Raw genomic sequence first — 19,072 nt, 5'->3', positions numbered from 1 at the left:
AACCAAAGCTGATGGTGCCCGACCAGACGGTTCGAGGCATGGCAGACCTCCACGACGAGCCCCGAGAAGGCCAGCCTACGAGCGTCCGCACGGTCCGGCACGCGCTGCGCGGGACGCTCCGAGCCCGCGGTCCGGATGCACATCCGGACGGGCCGGGCGAGCCTGAGACCATGTCCGGAGAGCTGCACGTGATCGTGTACCCGCCATCCCCGGTCGACGGCGGCCGCCAGGTGCGCGTCAACGGAGAGATCCTCGGCTTCGCACACTCACTGCGTGACCTGACCGCCTTCCTCCGGTACGCCGGGATGGAAGGTATCGACGAGATCGATGTAGCCGACTCGCACCTCATCGAATGGCACGGAGGCGGACCCGAAGCGTGGTCGCCGCCGACGTGACGAGGCCCGAAAACGTCAGGCAATGGCGCCCAGGTTCGATCCGTTGTCAGTGGCGGCAGCGATGACGCAGGCATGGCGACCGCGATGCAGAACTACGGCCTCACCTGGACCGACCCCGACGGCACACCCCGAGCCTCCGTCGTCAGCTACGACAAGACCAGCGCCGACCGGCGGAAGGCCGAGCTTGAAGCTGCGGGCTGCACCAGCGTGGAGGTCGTCGAGACCAAGCCCGGGGAACGGCTCACGCCGAAGGGCTGACGAGTGGACGCGCGAGCCCGCTACGTTGCCGCCCTCACCGCACGCGCCTTGGGGGGCACCATGAAAATCGTTGCACTGCTGCTCGCAATCCTGTTCATCTGCCTCGCCCTCGGCGGGCTCATGAGCGCAGCCCACGGAACGGACACCCCGTCCGTCGTCGGCGACCTCGTCATCAGCGCACTCCTCGGCTGGGTAGCCATCAGCCTCTGGAAGAAGGCGAGACGCTGACGCGCGAGCGCCCGCCCCAATCCGGGGCGGGCGCAAGGCGGACGCTGGTCCATGAGGCCAGTGCGACGGTGCGGATGCCGGAACGTGTGTCTGTAAGCACTTGTTTTGGGGTCTGGCCCAAGTCGTGTGGTCCGTCACTGAGGGTGTCAGCTCCTGAGGAAAAGCAAGCTCCGTAGTAGGGCAGCGACTCTCCCGGGCTGGCTGATGAAGGGTGAGTGGCTCGTGTGCCATGTCAACGTGCTGGAACAGTGCCTGCTCATCTCCCTCTGCAGGTCGGGTTCAATCGCGCGATCCTGAGCACATATGACGTAGGTGGAAGGCGTGTTCTGCCACGATTGGTGTTTCGGCACGCCTCGACCACATCCCGGTCTCTGGGGTCGCAGCAACGATGCTGCCCAGGTCGCACGCTCTATCGGGGCGTCGTCGTAGAACACTTCCACGGCCGCTGTGGAGTCCACGTGGGTCAGGCCGTCTCCGTCATGCACGATGGAGGAAGCGAGGAGCTTGGTCGAGCCACCGAGACGGGCCGCGCTTTCGCCTTCAGCAGGCACAAAGGCTGCCAGATACACCAAGTGCCCAGCGCCCGTCAGCCCGGTGATGACTGACCCGCCGTAAGAGTGGCCCATAACCAAGGGCGGTTCTCCCATGGCATCGACGACTGCTTGCACCGCTTCGGTGTCGGCCAGAAGCGAGCCACGATGCAGTTCCGGAACAGCAACCTCGACTCCGTCAGCACGCAACTTCCCAACGACCAAGTCGAAGTGTTGTGGGTCGTGGTACAGGCCGTGCACCAACACCACGCCGTTCATGAAAGTCCCCCAGTTCAACAGAGCAGTTCACTTCTCTCAGGTCATGATCGCCTGTGCGTCGGCGGTCATGCCAGAAGCACACGTTTACGGAGGAGGGGGAAGCCGGCTCGCCCGAACATTTGCCTTTTGAGCATCTTGATCCTGTTCACGGCGCCCTCGACGGGGCCGGAGTTCCAGTGGGTGGTCAGGCCTGCGTGGACCGCGTCGTAGTCGCTGTTCAGGCCGATGGCGAAGGTGCTGATGCCGGGCAGGCCGGAGGTCATGGCGTCGGTGATCCATTCGGTCAGGCGTCCTCCGTCGAGCGTGGTGAGCATCTCCGCGAACGAGCTGATCAGGCTCGCGGCGGCCTCCAGCTCCGGGCAGTGGGCGAGGACTGCCTTCCTGCGGACCTTCTCGTCCTCGGTGAGGGTGGCAGGGTGGCGGGTGAGCCAGCCGGTGACCTGCCGGATGGACGGCCTGACGGGCCGTGGTGGTGTGCTGTCCGGCTGCGGCAGGGCCTTGCGCACCCACAGCTGCACGGTGGAGTAGCTCCCGCGCCAGCCGCGTTCGGTGATCTCCCGGTGCAGGTCGAGGATGGTCACCCGGCCGTTCGTCTCGGTCCAGCGATGTTCCAGATACGCCTTGAACGGGTCAAGCTTGCTGGACTGATGGCGCTTGCGGCCCTTCACCATGTCCTGCCAGCAGGCAGCGCGGGCATACCTCTGGACGGTGTGACGTCCCCAGCCCAGGTGCCGGGCGGTCTCCCGCAACCCCAGCCCCTGGCCGAGGAGTTCATGGACGAGAGCGTGATGGGCGCGGGCACGTTCGGCGAACTTCCCAGAAGGCTCGTCCGGCTGCTCCGGAGCCGGCTCGGCGGCGCACTCCCATGCGGGCTCCGGCTCCGGTGCCGCGGTCGGGAGTTCGCCAAGTGCTGGTGGTGGGCAGCGACGGTCTTCTCGGCCGCCTGGGCGATGTTCTGTCACAAATGGAAACGATCAGCAACTTGCATGGCCTGCGGTGCGGCGGTGCTGGCCGCGTCCGCGTAGGCGCCGGCCCGATCCCGGCAGATCACTTCGATGTCCGGGTGGCCGGCCAGCCATGGGGCCAGTGTGGCGGTGTCGCGTTCCGGCAGCAGGTCCAGGACACGGTGGGTTTCGGCGTCGATGATCACGGTTCCGTAGACATGCCCCCGCCGCAGAGCGAAGTCGTCCACGCCGACCGCGCGCGGCTCGGTGGCGGCCGGGTCGGGCAGGTCCATCACCCGCCGCAGCAGCGTGCTGCGGCTCGTCGCGATCCCCATGAGTGCCGCGAGCCGGGCACCGGCGCGGCCGGCCAGCGCGAGCCCGATCGAGCCCATCGCCGAACGCAGCCGCTCAGTGACCTGGCCATGGTGCCGGGTCAGCCCGGCCACTTGCTCGACGAACGTCTTGCGCGGGCACGAGGGATCGGCGCAGAAGAACCGCCGGACACGCAGGGACAGCACCACCCGCTGTCCCGTACTCGGCAGATCGGCGGGGAACCGCAGGTAGGAGCCGTGAACTCGCGCCGACCAGGTGCCGCAATCCGGGCACCGGAACCCGCCGCGGTACACCGGGCCTCGATGCGTATCGTCCCGTCGCCCGTGCCCACGGACGTGACTGCGACACCGTCGACCGACGGAAACAGCATCTCTTGCAGCTGGTACGACACCTCGTTCACGGCGCCCGACTGTCGGCCACGTCAGCCGAACGAGGAGCGAAATCAAGGCGAGTTCACCACCACTCACCAAAAGATAAACAGTCACAACGCGTAGTCGGTCCACAGAACTTGGGCCAGACCCTTGTTTTGGGGTCTGGCACAAGTTCCGTGACCCGGTTGCTGACCGTGATGTCAGCGGCATGTGTTGAGATGACGGGACTCTGTTCGCCGACTTGCTGGGAGATCGTCTCGATGCCTGGTGCGTACCCCTCCTTGACGCGAGCTCTGGCCGAGGCTCTGGTCGATGTCCTCTGGTTCGTCGAAGGCTGCGAAGACGAGCAAATGGATCCAGACGACGCCGTCAAGGTCCTGGAGGGCGTCGCTCACGTCGTGAGCAAGCTGTCGCGTGAGCAGCAGGACGAGTTCCTCGGTCTACTCGCCACCATGGCCCGCGAGGAGTCTGATCCGTCGCGGCGAGCGTTTCTGGAGGAGTTCCCGGACGGCTTCGGACTGGTGGAGGGCGCGGTCTGACCGCACCCTCAGGAGAGAAGGACCCGTTTACGCAGCAGGCCGAAGCCGGCGCGGCCGAACATCTGCCGCTTGAGCATCTTGATCCGGTTGACTGCTCCTTCGACCGGGCCGGAGTTCCAGTCGGTGGTCAGTCCGGCGGTCACCGCGTCGAAATCGCTGTTCAGGCCGACGGCGAAGCTGCTGATGCCGGGCAGGTCGGCGACGGTGGCCTCGGTAATCCACTCGGGCAGGCGATCGCCGCTGAGGGTGGTGAGCATCTCCGCGAACGAGCTGGTCAGCTCTGCGGCGGAGGCCAGGTCCGGGCAGCGGTCGAGTACAGCCTTGCGGCGCAGCTTCTCCTCTTCGGTCAGGGTGGCGGGATGCCGGGTAAGCCAGCCGGTCACCTGTCGTATCGACAGTGGTGGTGGGGCGGGCGTGAAGCCTTCCTGCCGCGGCAGATCGCGGCGGATCCAGTCGCGGACGGTGGAGTAGTGGCCGCGGAAACCGCGCGTGGTGATCTCCCGGTGGAGACCGAGGATGGCCACGTTCCCGTCGGTCTCGGCCCAGCGGTCGGCCAGGTAGGGCTTGAACGGGTCGAGTTTGCTGGGGAGTTGCCGCTTGCGGCCTTTGACCATGTCCTGCCAGCGGGAGGCGCGGGCGTACCTCTGCACGGTGTGCCGTCCCCAGCCCAGGTGGTGGGCAACGCCCCGCAGGCTCATGCCCCGGGCGAGGAGATCGTGGACGAGAGCGTGGTGAGCGCGGGCCCGTTCAGCGAACTTGCCGGTCGGGTCATCCATTTCGGCCTCCTGGCCGGGTGCTGCCTCGGCCGGCGTCTCCCATGCGGGCTCGGGTTCCAGGCTGGGCGGCGGTAGGTCGCGCAGGCAGGAGCGGTGGTCGGCGACGGTCTTCTCGACCGCGGTAGCGAGGTTCTGCCAGAGGTGGAACCGGTCGGCGACCTGGAGGGCCTGGGGTGCTGCGGTGCTGGCTGCCTCGGCGTAGGCGCCGGCGCGGTCGCGGCAGACGACCTCGATTCCGGGATGGGCCGCGAGCCACGGGGCAAGGGTGGCGGCATCGCGCTCGGGCAGCAGGTCGAGAACCTGGTGGGTCTCGGCGTCGATCACGACCGTTCCGTAGACGTGGCCGCGCCGGAGCGCGAAGTCGTCCACGCCGACGGCGCGGGGCTCCGTCGCTGCCGGGTCGGGCAGGTCCATCACCCGCCGCAACAGCGTGGTGCGGCTGGTCGCGATGCCCATGACCCGGGCGAGACGGGCACCGGCCCGGCCTGCCAGGGCCAGCCCGATCTCACTCATCGCCTGGCGCAGCCGCTCGGTGACCCGGCCGTGCCGGCGGGTCGGCCCCGGCACCTGTTCCACGAACGTCCGCCGCCCACAAGCCGAGGCCGTGCAGAAGAACCGCCGAACCCGCAACGCGAGCTGTGCTCGTCGCCCGGCAGCGGGCAGATCTGCCGGAAACCGCAGGTAGGAGCTGTGGACCCGTTCCGTCCAGTGAGCGCAGTCGGGACAGGCGGCCCCGGTGGGCGTGCACCGGGCCTCGACGCGTATCGCCTCGCCGTGCGTATCTACGGCCACGACGGCGACGCCGGGGACCGACGGGAACAACAACTCCTGGAGCCGGGACAACACCTCGTTCACGGCCACCGAATGTCGGCCGTGTCACCTGCACCAGGAACGATTTCAAGGCGTCTTCCGCACCCACCGCAAGAAGATCAACAACTACAATGCGTGACCGTCTCACGGAACTTGTGCCAGACCCTTGTTTTGGCTCCAGTGCACGGAGTTCTTTTGGCTCCACTGACTGGTTGGAGGGGGCGTGTATTGGTGTGATTCACGCTCCTGCAGCAAGGTGATTTGGCCCCACTTCGGACGAGTGGTTCTGCTGGCCGGGACAGGGGGGTCGGCGCGGTAGTTTTGGAGTCTCGGTCAGACCAAAGAGGGCACGTCGCGGACCTGCCTGTCGGCGTAGGCGCGAGCTTCTCCGGCCTATGTTGCGGCGCGGTCCGCCGTGCTAATGGCGTCCGCCAGTAGGTGCTGGCTCGGGCGGTGGTGGCGTACTGGCACGCCTTGCCCGATCATCGAAAGCCTTCGCGCTTTTGTGATTGCCGGGGTCCGTGCCAGCCGTTCCGGCATGCGTTTTTGGCCCGACCCGTATCCAGTTAGCGTGGCTTCTCCTTCGGGACGACCGTCATCTGTGGGGTTGCTCCTCATTGCGAGGCTTGCCCGTCCCGTGCCAGATCGACAACGGTGAGCACCGATGTCGTGACGGCTTCAGGCTGGCTGTCGTGTATGTAATGGGCTGCGTCGGGCACCACGACGTGCTCGCCTCGAACGGTCGTGGCGGCGATCTGGGCCTGCAACGAGGTCCACCGAGTCCGCAGGCCCTTCGGTAAACCCCGGGTCGCACTCAGGACGACCACCGGCACGTCGGGCAGCTGCGAGCAGGCACGTAGCCGCCGGACAGCCGGGATATGGGTGCGGAGCAGCCGGCTCTCCGCAGTGCTGGTCCGCGTTTGGTACTCGTGCGTGTTGCAGGCCAGCTCCGCCTCGACGAGCAGGTCCTGGACGTGCGGATCGCCGCTCCTCTTGCCCGCTTCCTGCGCGGCCTGCTCGCGAAGAGAGCGATCAGCTGACCCCAGGGCCCTCCTTAGGACCGACGGCCAGGTAAGTACTGCTTCAGCTGCGCGGATGGTCCAGGGCTGGAAGTCCTCGTGTGCAGGGTCCACGAGGACCAGCCCCGCTATCAGCTTCGGGTGGGCCCAGGCCACGAGTTGGGCCAGCATGCCGCCCCAGCTGTGGCCGACCAGGACGCATGCCCCGTTTCCCGTATGAGATAAGAGCGCGCTCAGGTCGTCGACCTCAGAGTCGATCGTGACCGGCATCGCGGGATCACTCGCGCCGAGCCCGGCTCGGTCATAAGCGACGACACGGGTGTGCTCGGCAAGCGCGGATAGAACCGGCGTCCAGGTCAGCGCGGGCGTGCCACTAGCCGCGTCCAGGACCACTGTCGGGCCGCCGGTACCCGCCTCGACCCAGTGCAACACGCGCCCCCTGCGGACCAGTTCACCGCGCTTCACCCCACCGGGGATCATGGCGGACATTGCCTGCGCGATGACGTCCATGCGTCGAGCCTTTCACGGCTCGGCCGATCGCGTCAGGACCCCCTCTCACCATGAGGCCCTGTACCCGGCTTCCGCCCATCGCCCACCGAGTGGAGCCAGATTGAGTATGTCGATGACGGGGAGCAACGCCTGTCGGTGAGTTCCAGCAACGGCTGGGTGGGGTCGGCGTCTGGAATGTCGGTGAGTTTCAGCAACACCGCCGCCACCGCCATCTGCGCACTCGCCACCGCTGGCTGCGGCATAACCGACGACACCGATCCCATCGTCCCGGCCGTCGCCATCGATGCCCTGCCTCCCGTCCTCGTCGGCGAGGACTCCAACTCCGTCACCCTGATCGAAACCACCACGCGGTACGGCAACATCACCGGCACCATGACACGACGGAGTTCAGCGACGACGGCCCCCAGCGTCAGACCGCCACCCTCAGTGGAAGCGTTGGTGGCCACCAGATTCTGCTCACCGCCACCTTCCCGACGGGCACCACCGTCTTCACCGGCACCATCTTCGGCACCACCCTCACGCTACAAGTGCCGAAGCAGAACGGTCAGATCGAGAACTACGTACTCAGGCCCGGCGCCGCCGCCGACTATGACCAGCGCAGCGCTCAACTGCACCCAGGCTGGCAGTAGACAGCACAGACCCCGCCTCGACGGGGGTGCAAGGCGGGCGCGAGGAGAGTGTGACGCCGGTCACTGGCAGGACGGTCATATTCCGCTTAGCGTGTCCGGGCGGCCCGCGGTCGTTCGCAGCGACACGGGCGCGGGGAATACCCGCTCGGCGGGCCGCACCAAACAGTGCACGCCCCCGCAGCTCGACGACTGCGGGGGCGTTCGCATGCTCAGCTCTCATCCTTCTGGAGCCGCTCCCCCAGCTTGGCGGCGAGGGCGTAGGCGGGGTGGTTGTCGAGCTGCCTCCGGCGCCGGTTGTACCGCTGGGTGGTGCGCGGGTCGGAGTGGCTGACGGCGTCCTGGACGTCTTGGAGCGGGACGCCGTTGGCGAGGTTGTCGGTGATGAACTGGTGCCGCAGCGTGTGGGGCTTGATGCTGGCGGCCTGCGGGATTCCGGTGCGGCGGGCGAGGACGCGGAGGTGCTTCCACACTTCGGGCTGGGACCAGCGACGGCCGGACTCGGTGGCGAAGAGCGGGCCGTCGGCGCGGTCGCCGAGGTAGGCGAGGAGCGCGTCGAGGGCGAGCGGCGGGACGGGCGCGGGCCGCGCACCTGGTCGCGCGCGTCGCGGGATGGTCTGGTGGAAGCCGAGGGCGCGTTCGAGCGCGGTCTGGGCGGCGGTGATGCAAGCGAAGTCAGCCTCGGTGCGCAGGACGCGGACGCGGTGGTCCACGCTCATGCCGCTGGTGCCGGCGTCTCGTATGAGGGCGGCGATCTGGGTGGTGAGGTGGTGGCGCGCAGGCCGAGACAGGCCAGCAGCTGCTGGGTGTGAGTCCTTCGGCGGTTGTGCACAAGTGAGCCCCGGCTGGACGGGGGAGACCAGCCGGGGCCGCAGGTGGTGGCGTGCGGAGGGCGGTCGCCTCGCGGCGGAAGGCTCCATGGGGCTTCAGCCGGACGATCGTCCCCATGGGCTATAGGTGAGGCCCGGGGACACTGGCCCCTCCGCAGCCACATGTAGATGAACGGTGAACTTCCCCTCCTTGTTCCGGTGTTGCCGCTGCGGGCCGTGTGAGGTGAGGCACGTCCCGCAGGTGTCATCGCAGTGAGCCCAGGTGCTCGCGCCGCGCGGTGACCAGGGCCCGCCAGCGGCTGCGGGTGGCTGGTTCGCCGTCGATCCACTGTGCTGGCGACGGGTCATCGAGGGGCAGGCCGGCCATGAAGTGGGCGATGTCGACGAAGTAGGCGTGATCTTCGTCGGACGTCTGTTCTCGTAGCCGGGTGAGGGTGGCGTTCAGTGCGATGTGGTCGTCGAGGACGGTGTGGTGGAAGGCGCCGGCCAGCTCGATCGCGGGTGTCAGCGAGGCGAGGCCCGCGATATCGAGTTCGGTGCGCAGCGTGGCGATCTGGTCGTCGACACTGTCGCTGCCGGCATCGCGGATGAGTTCGGCCCGGCGGACGTTGATGGTGGTAGCGCGCAGATTGAGGCTGGCCAGGAGCTGGTAGGCGAGGTCGATTTCCGCGGTGGCCTGGTCGGGGGCGTAGAGGGCGATGGCAAATGCGCGCAGGGCCTGATTGTGGGCGGCCTCGCCGGCTTTGCCGTGCTGTTCGGCTTCGGTGCGTCCGGCGAGGTAGGCCGCGGCGGCAAGCTCGGGTTGGCCCTGAAGCCAGTACAGGTCACCCATCACGCGTTGGTGGCGGCCTTCCCAGCCGAGATTCTGGGCGGCGGCGAGGGCGGTGGGGAAGTCGCCGGTCAGGCGTGCGGCGTGGGCCAGGCCGCGGCGGGCGGCCGGAGCGAGGCGGCCGCCCTGGTCGGCGACCTGTTGGTAGTCGCGGCGGGATTGGGCGGCTAGGCCGGTGTCACGCAGGGACTTGGCCCGGTAGTAGAGCGCCATCTCCTGCAGGTCGGCGGGCAGCAGTTCGGCGTCGAGGACGGCGGTGAGTCGGCTGACGGTGCGAGCACGGTGTTCGTGTTGGCGGCGGGTGAGGGTGCTGAGGAGTTCCACGAGGGCGTCGGCGGACGTACCGGGCGCCGGGACACCGGCGGCGGGTGGGGTGATCGGCTCCCAGACGGAATCGCCGACGTAGGCCCAGGCGGCGTCGGTGAGCCAGTCGAGGTCGAGGTTGTAGTCCCGGGCGAGCGGCAGTCCCTGCTGCAGGCAGCCCACCAGCAGCAGGCGGTCCGGCGCTTCGCTGGCGCTCCACTGCTCGCCCAGCGCGCTGAACGCCCGCTCGGCTGCGGCGCGCCAGTCCCCGTCGGACCAGCGGTCGTCTGTCTGGTCGTCGGCGTTGCGGATGGAGGAGCGGATCAGGGCGTGCAGGTGGAACGGCCACTGCCCGAAGGGGTTTTCGCGGATGAACGGGCGCTCGGTCAGCCGCTGTGCGGGTGCCTCGTGCGTCAGGCCCGCGGCCCGGGTCGCCAGGGCCAGGTCGAAGGCGTCCAGGAGGCTGACCGAGCGCAGAACGTGCCGTTCGTCTGTGGTGAGGTCGGTCAGGGTGCGGGCGATCAGGGCCGGGAAGTCGTGGGCGAAGTCGGAAGGCCGGGGGGGGGTGCGGCCGGTGCGGCGGATCTCCAGGAACCGCATGACGGCCAGGTCGAGGTAGAGGGGCAGGCCGTGAGAGCGGGAGGTGATGACCTGGCGGATGTGGTCGCCGATGACCGGTTGTCCCTCGCGGGAGAGGCGGCGGGCGAGGTAGTCGTCGCAGTCTTCGGGCGAGAAGTCACCGACCAGGATCTGCCGTCCGTGGCTGGCGGTGCCCGGTGTGGTGCGGGCGGAGGGGAGGGCTGGGGCGGCAAGTCCCGGCCAGGCCGCCGGCCCGGTGTAGTCGAGCCGGCCCTGCAGGGCGGGGTCGGCCCACTGCAGGCGGGAGCGGCCGGTGATGACGAAGAGGGCGTTGGGCATGAGCCACACCACGCGCTGCAGGAGGCGCTCCAGATCGCGGTGGGTGCGGTCGCCGATGTCCTCGAATGTGTCGAACAGGACGACCGGCGTGACGCGCTTGCCCGTGGGGAGGCGGGCGAGCTCCCACGCCAGCAGGTGCGGGTGGTAGGAGAGCGTGTCCAGGTCAGGTTCGGCCTCCAGAAGGTCGGCCAGGCGCGTGCAGGCGGCGAGCGCGCGGACGGTCTGCCGCCGCTCGCGCAGGGCGCGCACCAGCGCACCGGTGGCCTGGCCGACGACCGAGCCGACGGTGCCGGGCAGCAGCAGCGTCTGGGCGACGTCGGCGAGTGCGGACTGCATCTGCTGGGGCAGCGCCTGGCCGAACTTGGAGGCGAGGCCGCCGCGGCGCATGTACTCCTCCAGCGGCTCGCCGGGATGGTTCGCGTCCCAGTAGCGGCGCAGCGCCAGGTCGAAGGCGGGCAGCGGCCGGCCGATCCCGGCGAGGGCGGCCCGGATCGTCAGGACGATCTGCTCGAAGTCGGTGCCGGCGGAGCGGGCGAGGTCGATCCGTACGGGCAGGATCCGGCCGGTCTGCCAGGTGGGTTCGCCCCATTGCGCGGGCCGGCCCCCCGGCGTCGGCGAGGGTCGCCTCCAGCTTCCTGGACAGGGTGGTCTTGCCGATGCCGCCCACCCGTGGAAGACGAGCACGTTGTGGCGGGGCGCTTCGAGGTCCTCGACATTGAAGCCGGGGGTGCTGGTGCGCCGCAGGTGCTCGGTGAGCGCGGCCGCGACCAGCTCCCACTGCGCCTGCCGGTTCGTGAACGCCTCGTCAGCCCGCACGCTGCGGTCGTTTGTACTGAACAGGTCCCTGAGATCCCGGCCTGCCACATCCACCCCCGAAAAAAGATCACTCGCAGGTCAACCTACGCCCGCCCTACGGGATTTGGGGAGTCCGCCCCGCTGCCATGGCCCGCCTGAGCGACGGATTCAGGCCTGCCCGCGCCTCGGAGCGCCATGGCGGCACCGAACCGGGCAGGCGGACCGGGAGGACAATGAACCATCCGATCAAGATCACAACAACGAGGGGTTTGCCATGCCCGGTACACCAGTCGAGCAGTCCTGGGAACCGTGGAACCCGGCCTGGAGGGCGATCAACGATGTGCCGGCCGAGATCTACAAGCGGTGGCACCCCGGAACGTTCTTCTCCGGCGTCGGGCCGCACTCGTGGTTCGAGCCGGTACCGGAGTTACTGTCCTGGACCATCGACTCTGGCGTCGAGGAGCTGCCCTACCTGGACATCAAGGCCGCCAACGCGCTCTCGCCCGGTCCACCACGACCGGCCACCGCACCCGCTCACGCGCCATGCGGTACCCCTTTGCGCCGGGCACGGCCCGTAGGCCGTGTCGGATCAGGCATTCGCCGCCGAGGCGACCGCCGCGCGGAACTCCTGCGTCATGAGGGTGACTGAGCCGCGCTGGACAGGAGCCTCGCCCGGCTCGCCCCACACCTTGGCAAGCGCGGCACTCATGCGTTCCTCCATCGCCGCGTCGACCACGGCCCGGAATTCCTCGGGGACGTCCCGGGTGTCCTGGACGGCGACCGTCGTGCCGAAGCGGGTGCCGATCCACCCGATCGTGGTGACCTTCCAGCCGGGCTGACGGGCCGCCTTGCGCGCGGCCCTGATGAGTTCCACTCCGCCCAGGCCGACGGCCTCTTCGTCCTCCAGATTCACCTGGTACGAGCCGCCGTAGCCGCCGGCGCCCTCGGGACAGGCGCGGCGCAGCAACGGGACGAGGGCCTCGGCCATGACGTTGCAGCGAGGGTCCTTCGCATAGGAAGCCATCAGCGCACCGTAGGGCTGAGCAGACATTGCGGGCTGGCGTTCCACGGGGCCGCTCACTCGAAGAGGGCCATTCCACCCGGGGGCGTACGCCGCGCTGGGGTCCCCGTTTCGAGGTGCGGCACCCCGCCTGCTACCACCCTGCTACCATGAGGGTGTGACTTCCGCGAAGAAGCAGACGCAGGTCCGGCTGGAAGAAGAAGTGCTCGTGGCCGGCAAGGCCGCCGCGGCCGCCCGCCGGCTGGACTTCAACAAGTACGTGGAGCGGCTCATCATCGAGGACACCACCGGTGCCCGCGCCGCCGGCATGACGGCTGCCCAGCGGCTCATCGATGAGCACGGTGACTTCCTCAACGATCTGGAAGAGCAGCTCGACGCCTCGTACGCCGAGCCGCAGCCGGGCGCCGCCGCGTGATCCTGCACGTCGACGAATCCTGGATCCTCGAAGTGGCGGAACGGGCCGGCCACCGCGACCCGGCCGCCGACGACTACGGCGTCCCCATCGCCGCCGTCGCCCGCCATCGCGGCGAACTCCTCGACACACCCGTCTACGACGGCGCCTACTCCCGCGCCGCTGCCCTGGTGCACACCCTGGGCCGATGCCGCTGGCTGGAGCGCTCCAACCTCACCGTCGCCTGCGCCGCCGCCGTCATGTATCTCGAGGCCAGCAACATCCCCGTCAACCCCACCCGCGAACAGCTCACCGCACTCGCCCACGAGCTGAACAACCCGCGCTGCACCGCCGAGGGGATTGCCTCCTTCCTGCGCACCTGGAAACCCTGACCCCGAACCACAGGCCGTCGCTACTCAGCTCGCTGACCACAAGCTCACGGGCGACCGCTTCTTCGACACCTACGCCGAGGCCGCGCGAACCAGCGCGTGACAGTCACACCCCACCCGCAAGCCGACGATCACCTGGTACGTTCGCTGGAGACTTGAAGGGGCACCCGCCGTCCAACGGCCGCTGCCCCTCTCTTCTGCCCGAACGCATGCTCGCGGGCCGGGCAGGCCGGGAGACCAGGATCCCGTTCGGTCCGTTTCTTCTCGCCGGGGTGCTCCTGGGTTCCTACGCCCAGTGAATCCGGGCCTGCGGACTCGAGGAGGATGCCGCTCTGCGGTGTCTGTGCTGATGGCGCACGAGGCGAGGTTCCGCCTGGCTAGCCTGGTTTCGTGGCTCCCGTCGCGGGCGCCTGCACGGCGAGAGGAAGTCGATGACCGACCAGGCAACCCGGTCCCAGCCCAAGGCGGATCCCAGCACACTGAGGCTGGTCCGGCATGTCCACCGGCTTATCGACCCCGCCGCGGAGGGCGTCCAGACCTGGCAGATCGCCCTCCTTGCCGACGACGAGACGGTGGGCAGTCTGCGCGCTACACGCGGCCTGTACTGGAAGGGCCACAACCTTCGCCAGCGCATGGCCGACGAGCAGTCCTTCGCCGCGGTGGTGGCGGAGCAACTCCTCGATGCCGCCGGTCAATTCCGCCCGGAGTTCGAAGAGTTCGTCGACCTCCCGGGCAGCGTCCTCGTGATCGACAACCTCCACATCGCCGCGCCCTGGGACGATCCCCAGGTCGTCGCCGCCCTGACATCCAGCGTCATTGACCGACTGGCGGACAACCCGTTCGCCGTGGTCCTCCCTCGTGTCTCCGGTGACACAGAGGAGGCCCTCCTCGCAGAGGCGGGCGTACTGCTGAGCGCCGAGGCGTTCTCCGACGAGCTGCTGATCATCGACACGTCGCTCGCCGCCCCCGAGGAGTCCGCGCACCGGGTGCGCGAGCACCTGCGCTCCCGCGCCCGCTACGGCGGAGCCGACCCCTGGAACGACGACTGGGACGAGGAAGGCGAAGAAGGGGACGAGGTACTCACCGCCCGCACCCGCGAGGTTCTGCGCCTGGCCCTTCAGGAACTGTCGGACCAGGCATGGCAGGAAGTGTCCACGCTGGGTGACCAGCCGCTCCAGCGGGGCGCCGACGGGCTCTTCGGCTCCTTGCCGCGGGTGACCTGGCACCAAGACCGTCTCTGGCGGCGGCAGATGGCCCGGGCCTTCGACGATCTGGCCGCCGATTGCGCGTCCACCGACGGAGTCGAACTGCGCAGCACCAGCGAGGAGATGACACTCCACCTTGGTATCGCCCGCGCCCAGGACCTGACGCGCAACCGGCCGCGGCTCGTGTCCGACGCCGTGGCGGCCCTGCCCGAAGAACGTCAGGATTTCGACTGGGATGCCTGCTCCGACGTCCTTTTCCAAGATTTTTCCAACCACTCTCCAAGTGTCCGCGTCACTCGTTTGGTCCCTTCGTAGGCTCATGCCGTTCCGGTTAACCGACTGCTTCCGTTGCCTACTTCACGGAGAGGGCGACGGCCGGGGAGGTCGGGGTGGCGCGAAGCCGGGTGGTGCTTGATGACCTACGAGTACAGGTGCTCAAGCGGGCGGGTGGTGGGGTGTCGTACGCGATCCTTTGGCCGGGTGGATCCGTTGATGAGGAGGCGGACGACTACCTGCGGCCGTTCGAGGGGTCGGGAACACAGAAGACGTACGCCTACGCCTTGGTTGATCACCTGCGGTGGCGAGTCCGTGAGGATCTGACCAGCGAGACCATCACGATGCTGGACCTGCAGCGCTACATGGGGGCGGTGGGCGCCAGGGTCCCGATGCCCTATGGGCAGCCGTGGCGGACGCCGCCGAAACGGCCGTACGGGGCGTCGGCCCTCCAGGTCGCGGCCGCGTGCTTGAAGGGCTTCTATCTGCGCACGTGCTCGCGGAGCGGCTCGAACCCCGAGCTGGTGGCGGCGTTCTCGGCGGAGCGTCTGCCGACCAAGGTGGACCGGGACCGGGCCCTGCTGGGGCACGTGAAGAAGTCGATGCCGACCAATCCTCTGGCGCCCGCGCGGCCGGCCCGGCGCCGGCATCCGAAGATGCTGCCCGAGGGGGCCAAGCCGGAGCTGTTGGACGAGGTGACCACGGCCCGCGACGCGATGGTCGTGCGGTGGCTGTCGGACACCAGCTTGCGGATCGGCGGTCTGACCGGGTTGCATCTGGTCGATCTGCATCTGCGGGACAACGCGGCCTGCAACGAGTGTCAGAGTCCTCACCTGCACGTCTGCCACCGATGGGGCAACCCGAACAAGGCGGCGGCGAAGATCAAGCCTGACTGGTCGATGGTCGATGGGGTGATCACCGGCGGGGAGATCTACCGGGTCAGCCCCGCGATGATCGGCACCTATTTCCAGTACATGACGACGGAGTACGCGAAGTACGCCGCGGGGCACGGCATGCTCCTGATCCAGCTGGCCGGCCCGCACCGCGGGGAGCCGTGGACGGCGGACGCGGCACGCGGGATGCTCCGCCGGGCCGGCCGCAGGGCACAGCTGCCAGGGCGGATCACGCCCAAGGCGTTTCGTCATCAGTTCACCAACGACGTCATGGACGCTTCCGGCGGCAAGCCCTTGGTGGCGAAGGCGGCCGGAAACTGGGCCTCGATGCAGATGGTCGACGAGGTCTACGGCCACCCCGACCTGCACTCGCCAGAGTTCACGACCGCGCTGAAGAGCGTCTGGGGTGAGGAATGAAATCGCTCCACCTCATCAGCACGGCGCCGAACGGGACCGCGAGATCGCGGACGACATCCGACCGCCTGGAACTGCTGCGGGCCCTGATCGCGGCGCCCACCTTTGACCCGCTCTTCCGCGAAGACGTCATCATCGTCCCGGGGCACCATCCCGCCTACGGCTGGCTCTGCAAGGTCGGGGGCTGCCAAAGAGCTTCGGACTCCGGCCGGGAGTTCTGCCAGGCTCACAAGCGGCAGTGGTTCGAGCTGCGGAACAACGGCGGGAACGTCACCGAATTCCTTCACGTCGCCGAGCCCTTGAAGTCTGCCTCCTCCTGGCACGTCACCCCGGACTGCCTGGTCTGCCCGGATATCCCCGCGTTCAGTGGCAACCAGCTGTGTTACCTCCACGAGCATCAGTGGGACCAGCGGCGCAGGGATCATGAAAAACGGACAGGCCACCCACTCGCCTTCGAGACGTGGGTGGCCGCCGCCAGAGCCTATCCCGCGTTCGGTGACTGCCGGGTTGCGGGCTGCGCCGAGCGTGCCGGCTCCCCGCTCTGCCTGTGCTATCGGCACGAGAGGCAGTACCGCCGTGATGGCCGGCCGGGCGGCGCCCACATGGAGACGAACTGGTCCCGGATACTGGCAAAGGGCGGACGACCGAAGCTCCTCTTCACCGACGAGGAACGGTTCCGCCGGTGGTGCACGCAGTGCGTGATTCGGCATCGCCGGGCGAACGGAAGGTTGTCCCTCAAGGGGCTTCGGCCCCTGGCCAAGGCGGAGATCCAGTGGGCTATGGTCCACCACGCCCAAGGCGCTGAGGAAGGAGCTTGCTGGCCGCTGCTCTGGGCCCAGGCCGCCGCCGACTCCTGCCGGGAACAGGACGTGAACACTCTGGTCGACCTTGACCTGGACGCCTGCCCTCAGCAGGGCCGGTATGTCGCCAAGGCGATGCTCAAGCACCTGCGGCTGATCTACTTCACCCGCGAGGACACCAAGGACGCCGGCTTCATCGAGACCGAACACTTCGGAGTCCGCTTCCCGCACACCGAGAGCCACATCGACCTCACCGAGATCTCGCAGCGGTGGCTCCGCGACTTGCTCTGGGACAACTTGGCAGCCGAGCTCACCGCCAAGCCGCCCCGCTCCCGCAACCCCTTCGACGCCAGACGCCGCGGCTGCATCGAGCTGTCCGCCTTCCTGCAGGCGCAGGCTCCCGGTGGCGGCCACGACCCCACCACACTCACCGAGACCCACATGGTCGACTTCATCGCCGACCAGCGGCATCGCGCCCAGCACGGTCTGGAGTCGCTCGGGCTTCGCAAGCAAGGACGCAACGGCACCAGCGTGATGACGGACGGCATCGCCTGCGACAACCTCAACGGAGCTCGGCGGCTGCTTCGCGACGCGTTGGAGACCGGGGCGGCGGACCGGATCGGCCTGGACCGGGCCTTCATCGTCGTCCTGCCCCGGGTCCAGAAGAAGGTCGGTCGCCGCAAGCCGTTCTCCGACGACGTCGCCAAGGCCCTGGCCTCTGCGCAGAGCCTCGCGGACCTCGAGGCTCTGGACTGCGACGACCGCGGGCTGCGGGATGTCTGGGAGGCCCTCGTCGTCACCGGCCGCCGCTGCAGCGAGGTACTCAACCTCCGTCTGGAGTGCATCGACCGGCACGGGAAGATCCCGATGTTCTGGCACGACCAGACGAAGGTCGGGAACTTCGACGAGGGCATCCGCATCTCCGAACGGCTCTTCCAGCAGCTGGAGTCCAGGCAGGCGGAGACCATCGACCGCTTCATCCAGCGCAACGGCCGCCTGCCATCCGCCACCGACCGGCTGGAACTGGCGCTCTTTCCCCGCGCGACCTCCAACAGGCGGGGCCTGAAGGGCGTCTCCTACGGATGGTTTTCGACGCAGTTCAGTACCTGGGTCAAGGGCCTCGACCTCGGCGGGGCGGTTCCCCACCAGGCTCGCCACACGCTGGCCACCAATCTGCTGCGGGCCGGTGCGAACCTGACGCACGTCAAGCGCTACCTCGGCCAGATCTCCGAGGCGATGGCCGAGCACTACGTCCACATCGCCAACACCGATCCCGTGCTCAACGCCGCTCTTGAGGCGGTCTGGGTCGGCGGCCCCGGAGCCGCCGAGCCCGGAGTCCTCCTGGCGGGCGGTGAGCCGCTGACACGCGCGGAAGCCGAGGCCCTGGCCATCGACCTCACCCGCAGATCCACGCCCGCCGAGGGCGGCTTTTGCACCTTCCAGCCCGTCGTCAACGGTGACGCATGTCCATGGGGTCTGAACTGCCACAGCTGCCAGGAGTTCGTGATGTCCGGAGCGGACCTCGTCTACTGGCACCGCAAGCGCGAGCAGTGGCGGATGCTCGCCGAGCGAGCGCCGGACAGCGCGACCGCCGACTATCTGCACGAGGTATTCGAACCCACGGCCCGTGCGATCGCCGGCCTGGAGAAGGCCCTGGAGGGCTTCGGGCTCCTTGAAGAGGCGCTCTCGCTCGACCTCCGCCGCCCGCAGGACTACTTCGGGCGGGTCTGGAGCACGACGTTCCGGGCGCGTGAGCTCGCGGAACTCGACACGGAGGGCGAGGCTGCATGAAACCTCACGCCACTACGGCAGCGATCGACGCACGCCGCCGCCAGACCGCGCAGAAGCTCGCGCAGGTCGAGAAGGCCATCGGTCAGCTTCGCCGCGAGCGCGGTCGGCTGACCGTCCGGGCCGTCGCAGAACGGGCCGGCGTGTCCGTCACGTTCCTCTACGAGAACTCCAAGGCCCGCGCGCTCGTGAGCAATGCAGTCGACGGCAGCCGCACCCACCGGCTCCGAGCAGCCCAGGCCGAGCACGAGCAGATCGAAGCGTCCTGGCGCGAACGCGCGCTGAACGCGGAGGCCGAACTCGGCCGCACGCAGAAGGAGGTCTTCGCGCAACGGCAGCAGATCGGCGAGCTGATGGGAAAGCTCTGTGACCTCGACCAGATGGTTCCGGGGGAGTCGGTTCAGGCCCTGACCTCCGAGAACATCACGCTCAAGCGCCGTGTGCAGCAACTCACCCGGGAACACCGCACCTTGCAAGAACGTCTTGAAGGCGCCAGGTCGAACCTGCGCTTCGCCGACAAGCGCATCGCTGACCTCGAAGCACAAATCCTCGAACTCCAAGAGACGACTTCCTCTCGTTGATGAGTGGCTACGCCCGGAAATCAC

At 68.4% G+C, this 19,072-nt stretch carries 19 protein-coding genes; 10 read left to right on the top strand and 9 right to left on the bottom strand.

Annotated elements, in window-relative coordinates; translation table 11 throughout:
* From ACFZDJ_RS53585 to ACFZDJ_RS53575, 3 genes are all read left to right on the top strand, one after another.
* On the top strand, window positions 1–395 hold a 395-nt coding region (locus ACFZDJ_RS53585), incomplete at its 5' end, for a hypothetical protein (RefSeq protein ID WP_391070486.1).
* Between the two features lie 72 nt (window positions 396–467).
* Complete coding sequence (locus ACFZDJ_RS53580; protein ID WP_390940916.1) at window positions 468–653, top strand: hypothetical protein; 186 nt, start codon at window positions 468–470, stop codon at window positions 651–653.
* Between the two features lie 60 nt (window positions 654–713).
* Window positions 714–881: a hypothetical protein gene (locus ACFZDJ_RS53575; RefSeq protein ID WP_391070484.1), complete on the top strand. Its 168-nt coding sequence runs from the start codon at window positions 714–716 to the stop codon at window positions 879–881.
* Between the two features lie 146 nt (window positions 882–1,027).
* On the opposite strand, the gene ACFZDJ_RS53570 is transcribed toward ACFZDJ_RS53575, so the two are convergent.
* The 3 genes from ACFZDJ_RS53570 to ACFZDJ_RS53560 all read right to left on the bottom strand — a co-directional run bounded on the left by ACFZDJ_RS53570 (window position 1,028) and on the right by ACFZDJ_RS53560 (window position 3,548).
* Window positions 1,028–1,690, bottom strand: coding sequence for an alpha/beta fold hydrolase (locus tag ACFZDJ_RS53570; RefSeq protein WP_391070483.1), 663 nt, complete (start codon window positions 1,688–1,690; stop codon window positions 1,028–1,030).
* A 65-nt stretch (window positions 1,691–1,755) separates the two neighbouring features.
* Window positions 1,756–2,652 (bottom strand): transposase, encoded by an 897-nt coding sequence (locus ACFZDJ_RS53565; RefSeq protein WP_391070481.1) that lies wholly within the window; start codon window positions 2,650–2,652, stop codon window positions 1,756–1,758.
* Window positions 2,649–3,548, bottom strand: a complete 900-nt coding sequence (locus ACFZDJ_RS53560; RefSeq protein WP_391070479.1) for an ISL3 family transposase — start codon at window positions 3,546–3,548, stop codon at window positions 2,649–2,651. The genes ACFZDJ_RS53565 and ACFZDJ_RS53560 overlap by 4 nt, the downstream gene beginning before the upstream one ends.
* A 140-nt stretch (window positions 3,549–3,688) precedes the next feature.
* Here ACFZDJ_RS53560 and ACFZDJ_RS53555 point away from each other — a divergent pair, with 140 nt between their 5' ends.
* Window positions 3,689–3,877: a hypothetical protein gene (locus tag ACFZDJ_RS53555; RefSeq protein ID WP_391070478.1), complete on the top strand. Its 189-nt coding sequence runs from the start codon at window positions 3,689–3,691 to the stop codon at window positions 3,875–3,877.
* 8 nt (window positions 3,878–3,885) lie between these two features.
* On the opposite strand, the gene ACFZDJ_RS53550 is transcribed toward ACFZDJ_RS53555, so the two are convergent.
* From ACFZDJ_RS53550 to ACFZDJ_RS53525, 6 genes are all read right to left on the bottom strand, one after another.
* Window positions 3,886–5,508, bottom strand: coding sequence for an ISL3 family transposase (locus tag ACFZDJ_RS53550; RefSeq protein ID WP_391070476.1), 1,623 nt, complete (start codon window positions 5,506–5,508; stop codon window positions 3,886–3,888).
* Window positions 5,509–6,077: 569 nt separating this feature from the next.
* Window positions 6,078–6,992: an alpha/beta fold hydrolase gene (locus ACFZDJ_RS53545; RefSeq protein ID WP_391070475.1), complete on the bottom strand. Its 915-nt coding sequence runs from the start codon at window positions 6,990–6,992 to the stop codon at window positions 6,078–6,080.
* Window positions 6,993–7,024: 32 nt separating this feature from the next.
* Window positions 7,025–7,438, bottom strand: coding sequence for a hypothetical protein (locus ACFZDJ_RS53540; protein WP_391070473.1), 414 nt, complete (start codon window positions 7,436–7,438; stop codon window positions 7,025–7,027).
* A 392-nt stretch (window positions 7,439–7,830) separates the two neighbouring features.
* Entirely contained in the window at window positions 7,831–8,337 is a 507-nt protein-coding gene (locus ACFZDJ_RS53535; RefSeq protein ID WP_391070471.1) for a tyrosine-type recombinase/integrase, read from the bottom strand.
* A 355-nt stretch (window positions 8,338–8,692) separates the two neighbouring features.
* Window positions 8,693–11,314: an ATP/GTP-binding protein gene (locus ACFZDJ_RS53530; RefSeq protein WP_391070469.1), complete on the bottom strand. Its 2,622-nt coding sequence runs from the start codon at window positions 11,312–11,314 to the stop codon at window positions 8,693–8,695.
* 568 nt (window positions 11,315–11,882) lie between these two features.
* Complete coding sequence (locus tag ACFZDJ_RS53525; RefSeq protein ID WP_391070467.1) at window positions 11,883–12,317, bottom strand: hypothetical protein; 435 nt, start codon at window positions 12,315–12,317, stop codon at window positions 11,883–11,885.
* Window positions 12,318–12,471: 154 nt separating this feature from the next.
* On the opposite strand from ACFZDJ_RS53525, the gene ACFZDJ_RS53520 reads away from it, so the two are divergent.
* The 6 genes from ACFZDJ_RS53520 to ACFZDJ_RS53495 all read left to right on the top strand — a co-directional run bounded on the left by ACFZDJ_RS53520 (window position 12,472) and on the right by ACFZDJ_RS53495 (window position 19,048).
* Window positions 12,472–12,729: a hypothetical protein gene (locus ACFZDJ_RS53520; RefSeq protein WP_391070466.1), complete on the top strand. Its 258-nt coding sequence runs from the start codon at window positions 12,472–12,474 to the stop codon at window positions 12,727–12,729.
* Window positions 12,726–13,097, top strand: a complete 372-nt coding sequence (locus tag ACFZDJ_RS53515; protein ID WP_391070464.1) for a fic family toxin-antitoxin system, toxin component — start codon at window positions 12,726–12,728, stop codon at window positions 13,095–13,097. The genes ACFZDJ_RS53520 and ACFZDJ_RS53515 overlap by 4 nt, the downstream gene beginning before the upstream one ends.
* A gap of 428 nt (window positions 13,098–13,525) precedes the next feature.
* A complete protein-coding gene (locus tag ACFZDJ_RS53510) occupies window positions 13,526–14,614 on the top strand; it encodes a hypothetical protein (protein WP_391070462.1) in 1,089 nt (362 codons plus the stop codon).
* 74 nt (window positions 14,615–14,688) lie between these two features.
* The gene (locus ACFZDJ_RS53505; protein ID WP_391070460.1) at window positions 14,689–15,882 is read left to right on the top strand and encodes an integrase; all 1,194 of its coding nucleotides are present in this window, start codon (window positions 14,689–14,691) and stop codon (window positions 15,880–15,882) included.
* Window positions 15,879–18,470: a tyrosine-type recombinase/integrase gene (locus ACFZDJ_RS53500; protein ID WP_391070459.1), complete on the top strand. Its 2,592-nt coding sequence runs from the start codon at window positions 15,879–15,881 to the stop codon at window positions 18,468–18,470. Before ACFZDJ_RS53505 ends, ACFZDJ_RS53500 begins: the two co-directional genes overlap by 4 nt.
* Complete coding sequence (locus ACFZDJ_RS53495) at window positions 18,467–19,048, top strand: DUF6262 family protein (RefSeq protein WP_391070457.1); 582 nt, start codon at window positions 18,467–18,469, stop codon at window positions 19,046–19,048. Before ACFZDJ_RS53500 ends, ACFZDJ_RS53495 begins: the two co-directional genes overlap by 4 nt.
* Window positions 19,049–19,072 lie beyond the last annotated feature (24 nt).

Origin of the sequence: Streptomyces sp. NPDC007896, from assembly GCF_042959425.1 — a bacterium.
In the GTDB taxonomy this organism is placed as follows: domain Bacteria; phylum Actinomycetota; class Actinomycetes; order Streptomycetales; family Streptomycetaceae; genus Streptomyces.
Note: the sequence above shows the minus strand (reverse complement) of the source record. Positions and strands in the feature narration are given on the sequence as shown.

Coding starts and splice junctions, on each gene's coding strand:
- ACFZDJ_RS53555 (WP_391070478.1), top strand. CDS start 3,689: ATGGATCCAGACGACGCCGTCAAGGTCCTGGAGGGCGTCGCTCACGTC.
- ACFZDJ_RS53525 (WP_391070467.1), bottom strand. CDS start 12,317: ATGGCTTCCTATGCGAAGGACCCTCGCTGCAACGTCATGGCCGAGGCC.
- ACFZDJ_RS53580 (WP_390940916.1), top strand. CDS start 468: ATGGCGACCGCGATGCAGAACTACGGCCTCACCTGGACCGACCCCGAC.
- ACFZDJ_RS53495 (WP_391070457.1), top strand. CDS start 18,467: ATGAAACCTCACGCCACTACGGCAGCGATCGACGCACGCCGCCGCCAG.
- ACFZDJ_RS53510 (WP_391070462.1), top strand. CDS start 13,526: ATGACCGACCAGGCAACCCGGTCCCAGCCCAAGGCGGATCCCAGCACA.
- ACFZDJ_RS53570 (WP_391070483.1), bottom strand. CDS start 1,690: ATGAACGGCGTGGTGTTGGTGCACGGCCTGTACCACGACCCACAACAC.
- ACFZDJ_RS53560 (WP_391070479.1), bottom strand. CDS start 3,548: ATGCCGCTGACATCACGGTCAGCAACCGGGTCACGGAACTTGTGCCAG.
- ACFZDJ_RS53535 (WP_391070471.1), bottom strand. CDS start 8,337: ATGAGCGTGGACCACCGCGTCCGCGTCCTGCGCACCGAGGCTGACTTC.
- ACFZDJ_RS53500 (WP_391070459.1), top strand. CDS start 15,879: ATGAAATCGCTCCACCTCATCAGCACGGCGCCGAACGGGACCGCGAGA.
- ACFZDJ_RS53575 (WP_391070484.1), top strand. CDS start 714: ATGAAAATCGTTGCACTGCTGCTCGCAATCCTGTTCATCTGCCTCGCC.
- ACFZDJ_RS53545 (WP_391070475.1), bottom strand. CDS start 6,992: ATGGACGTCATCGCGCAGGCAATGTCCGCCATGATCCCCGGTGGGGTG.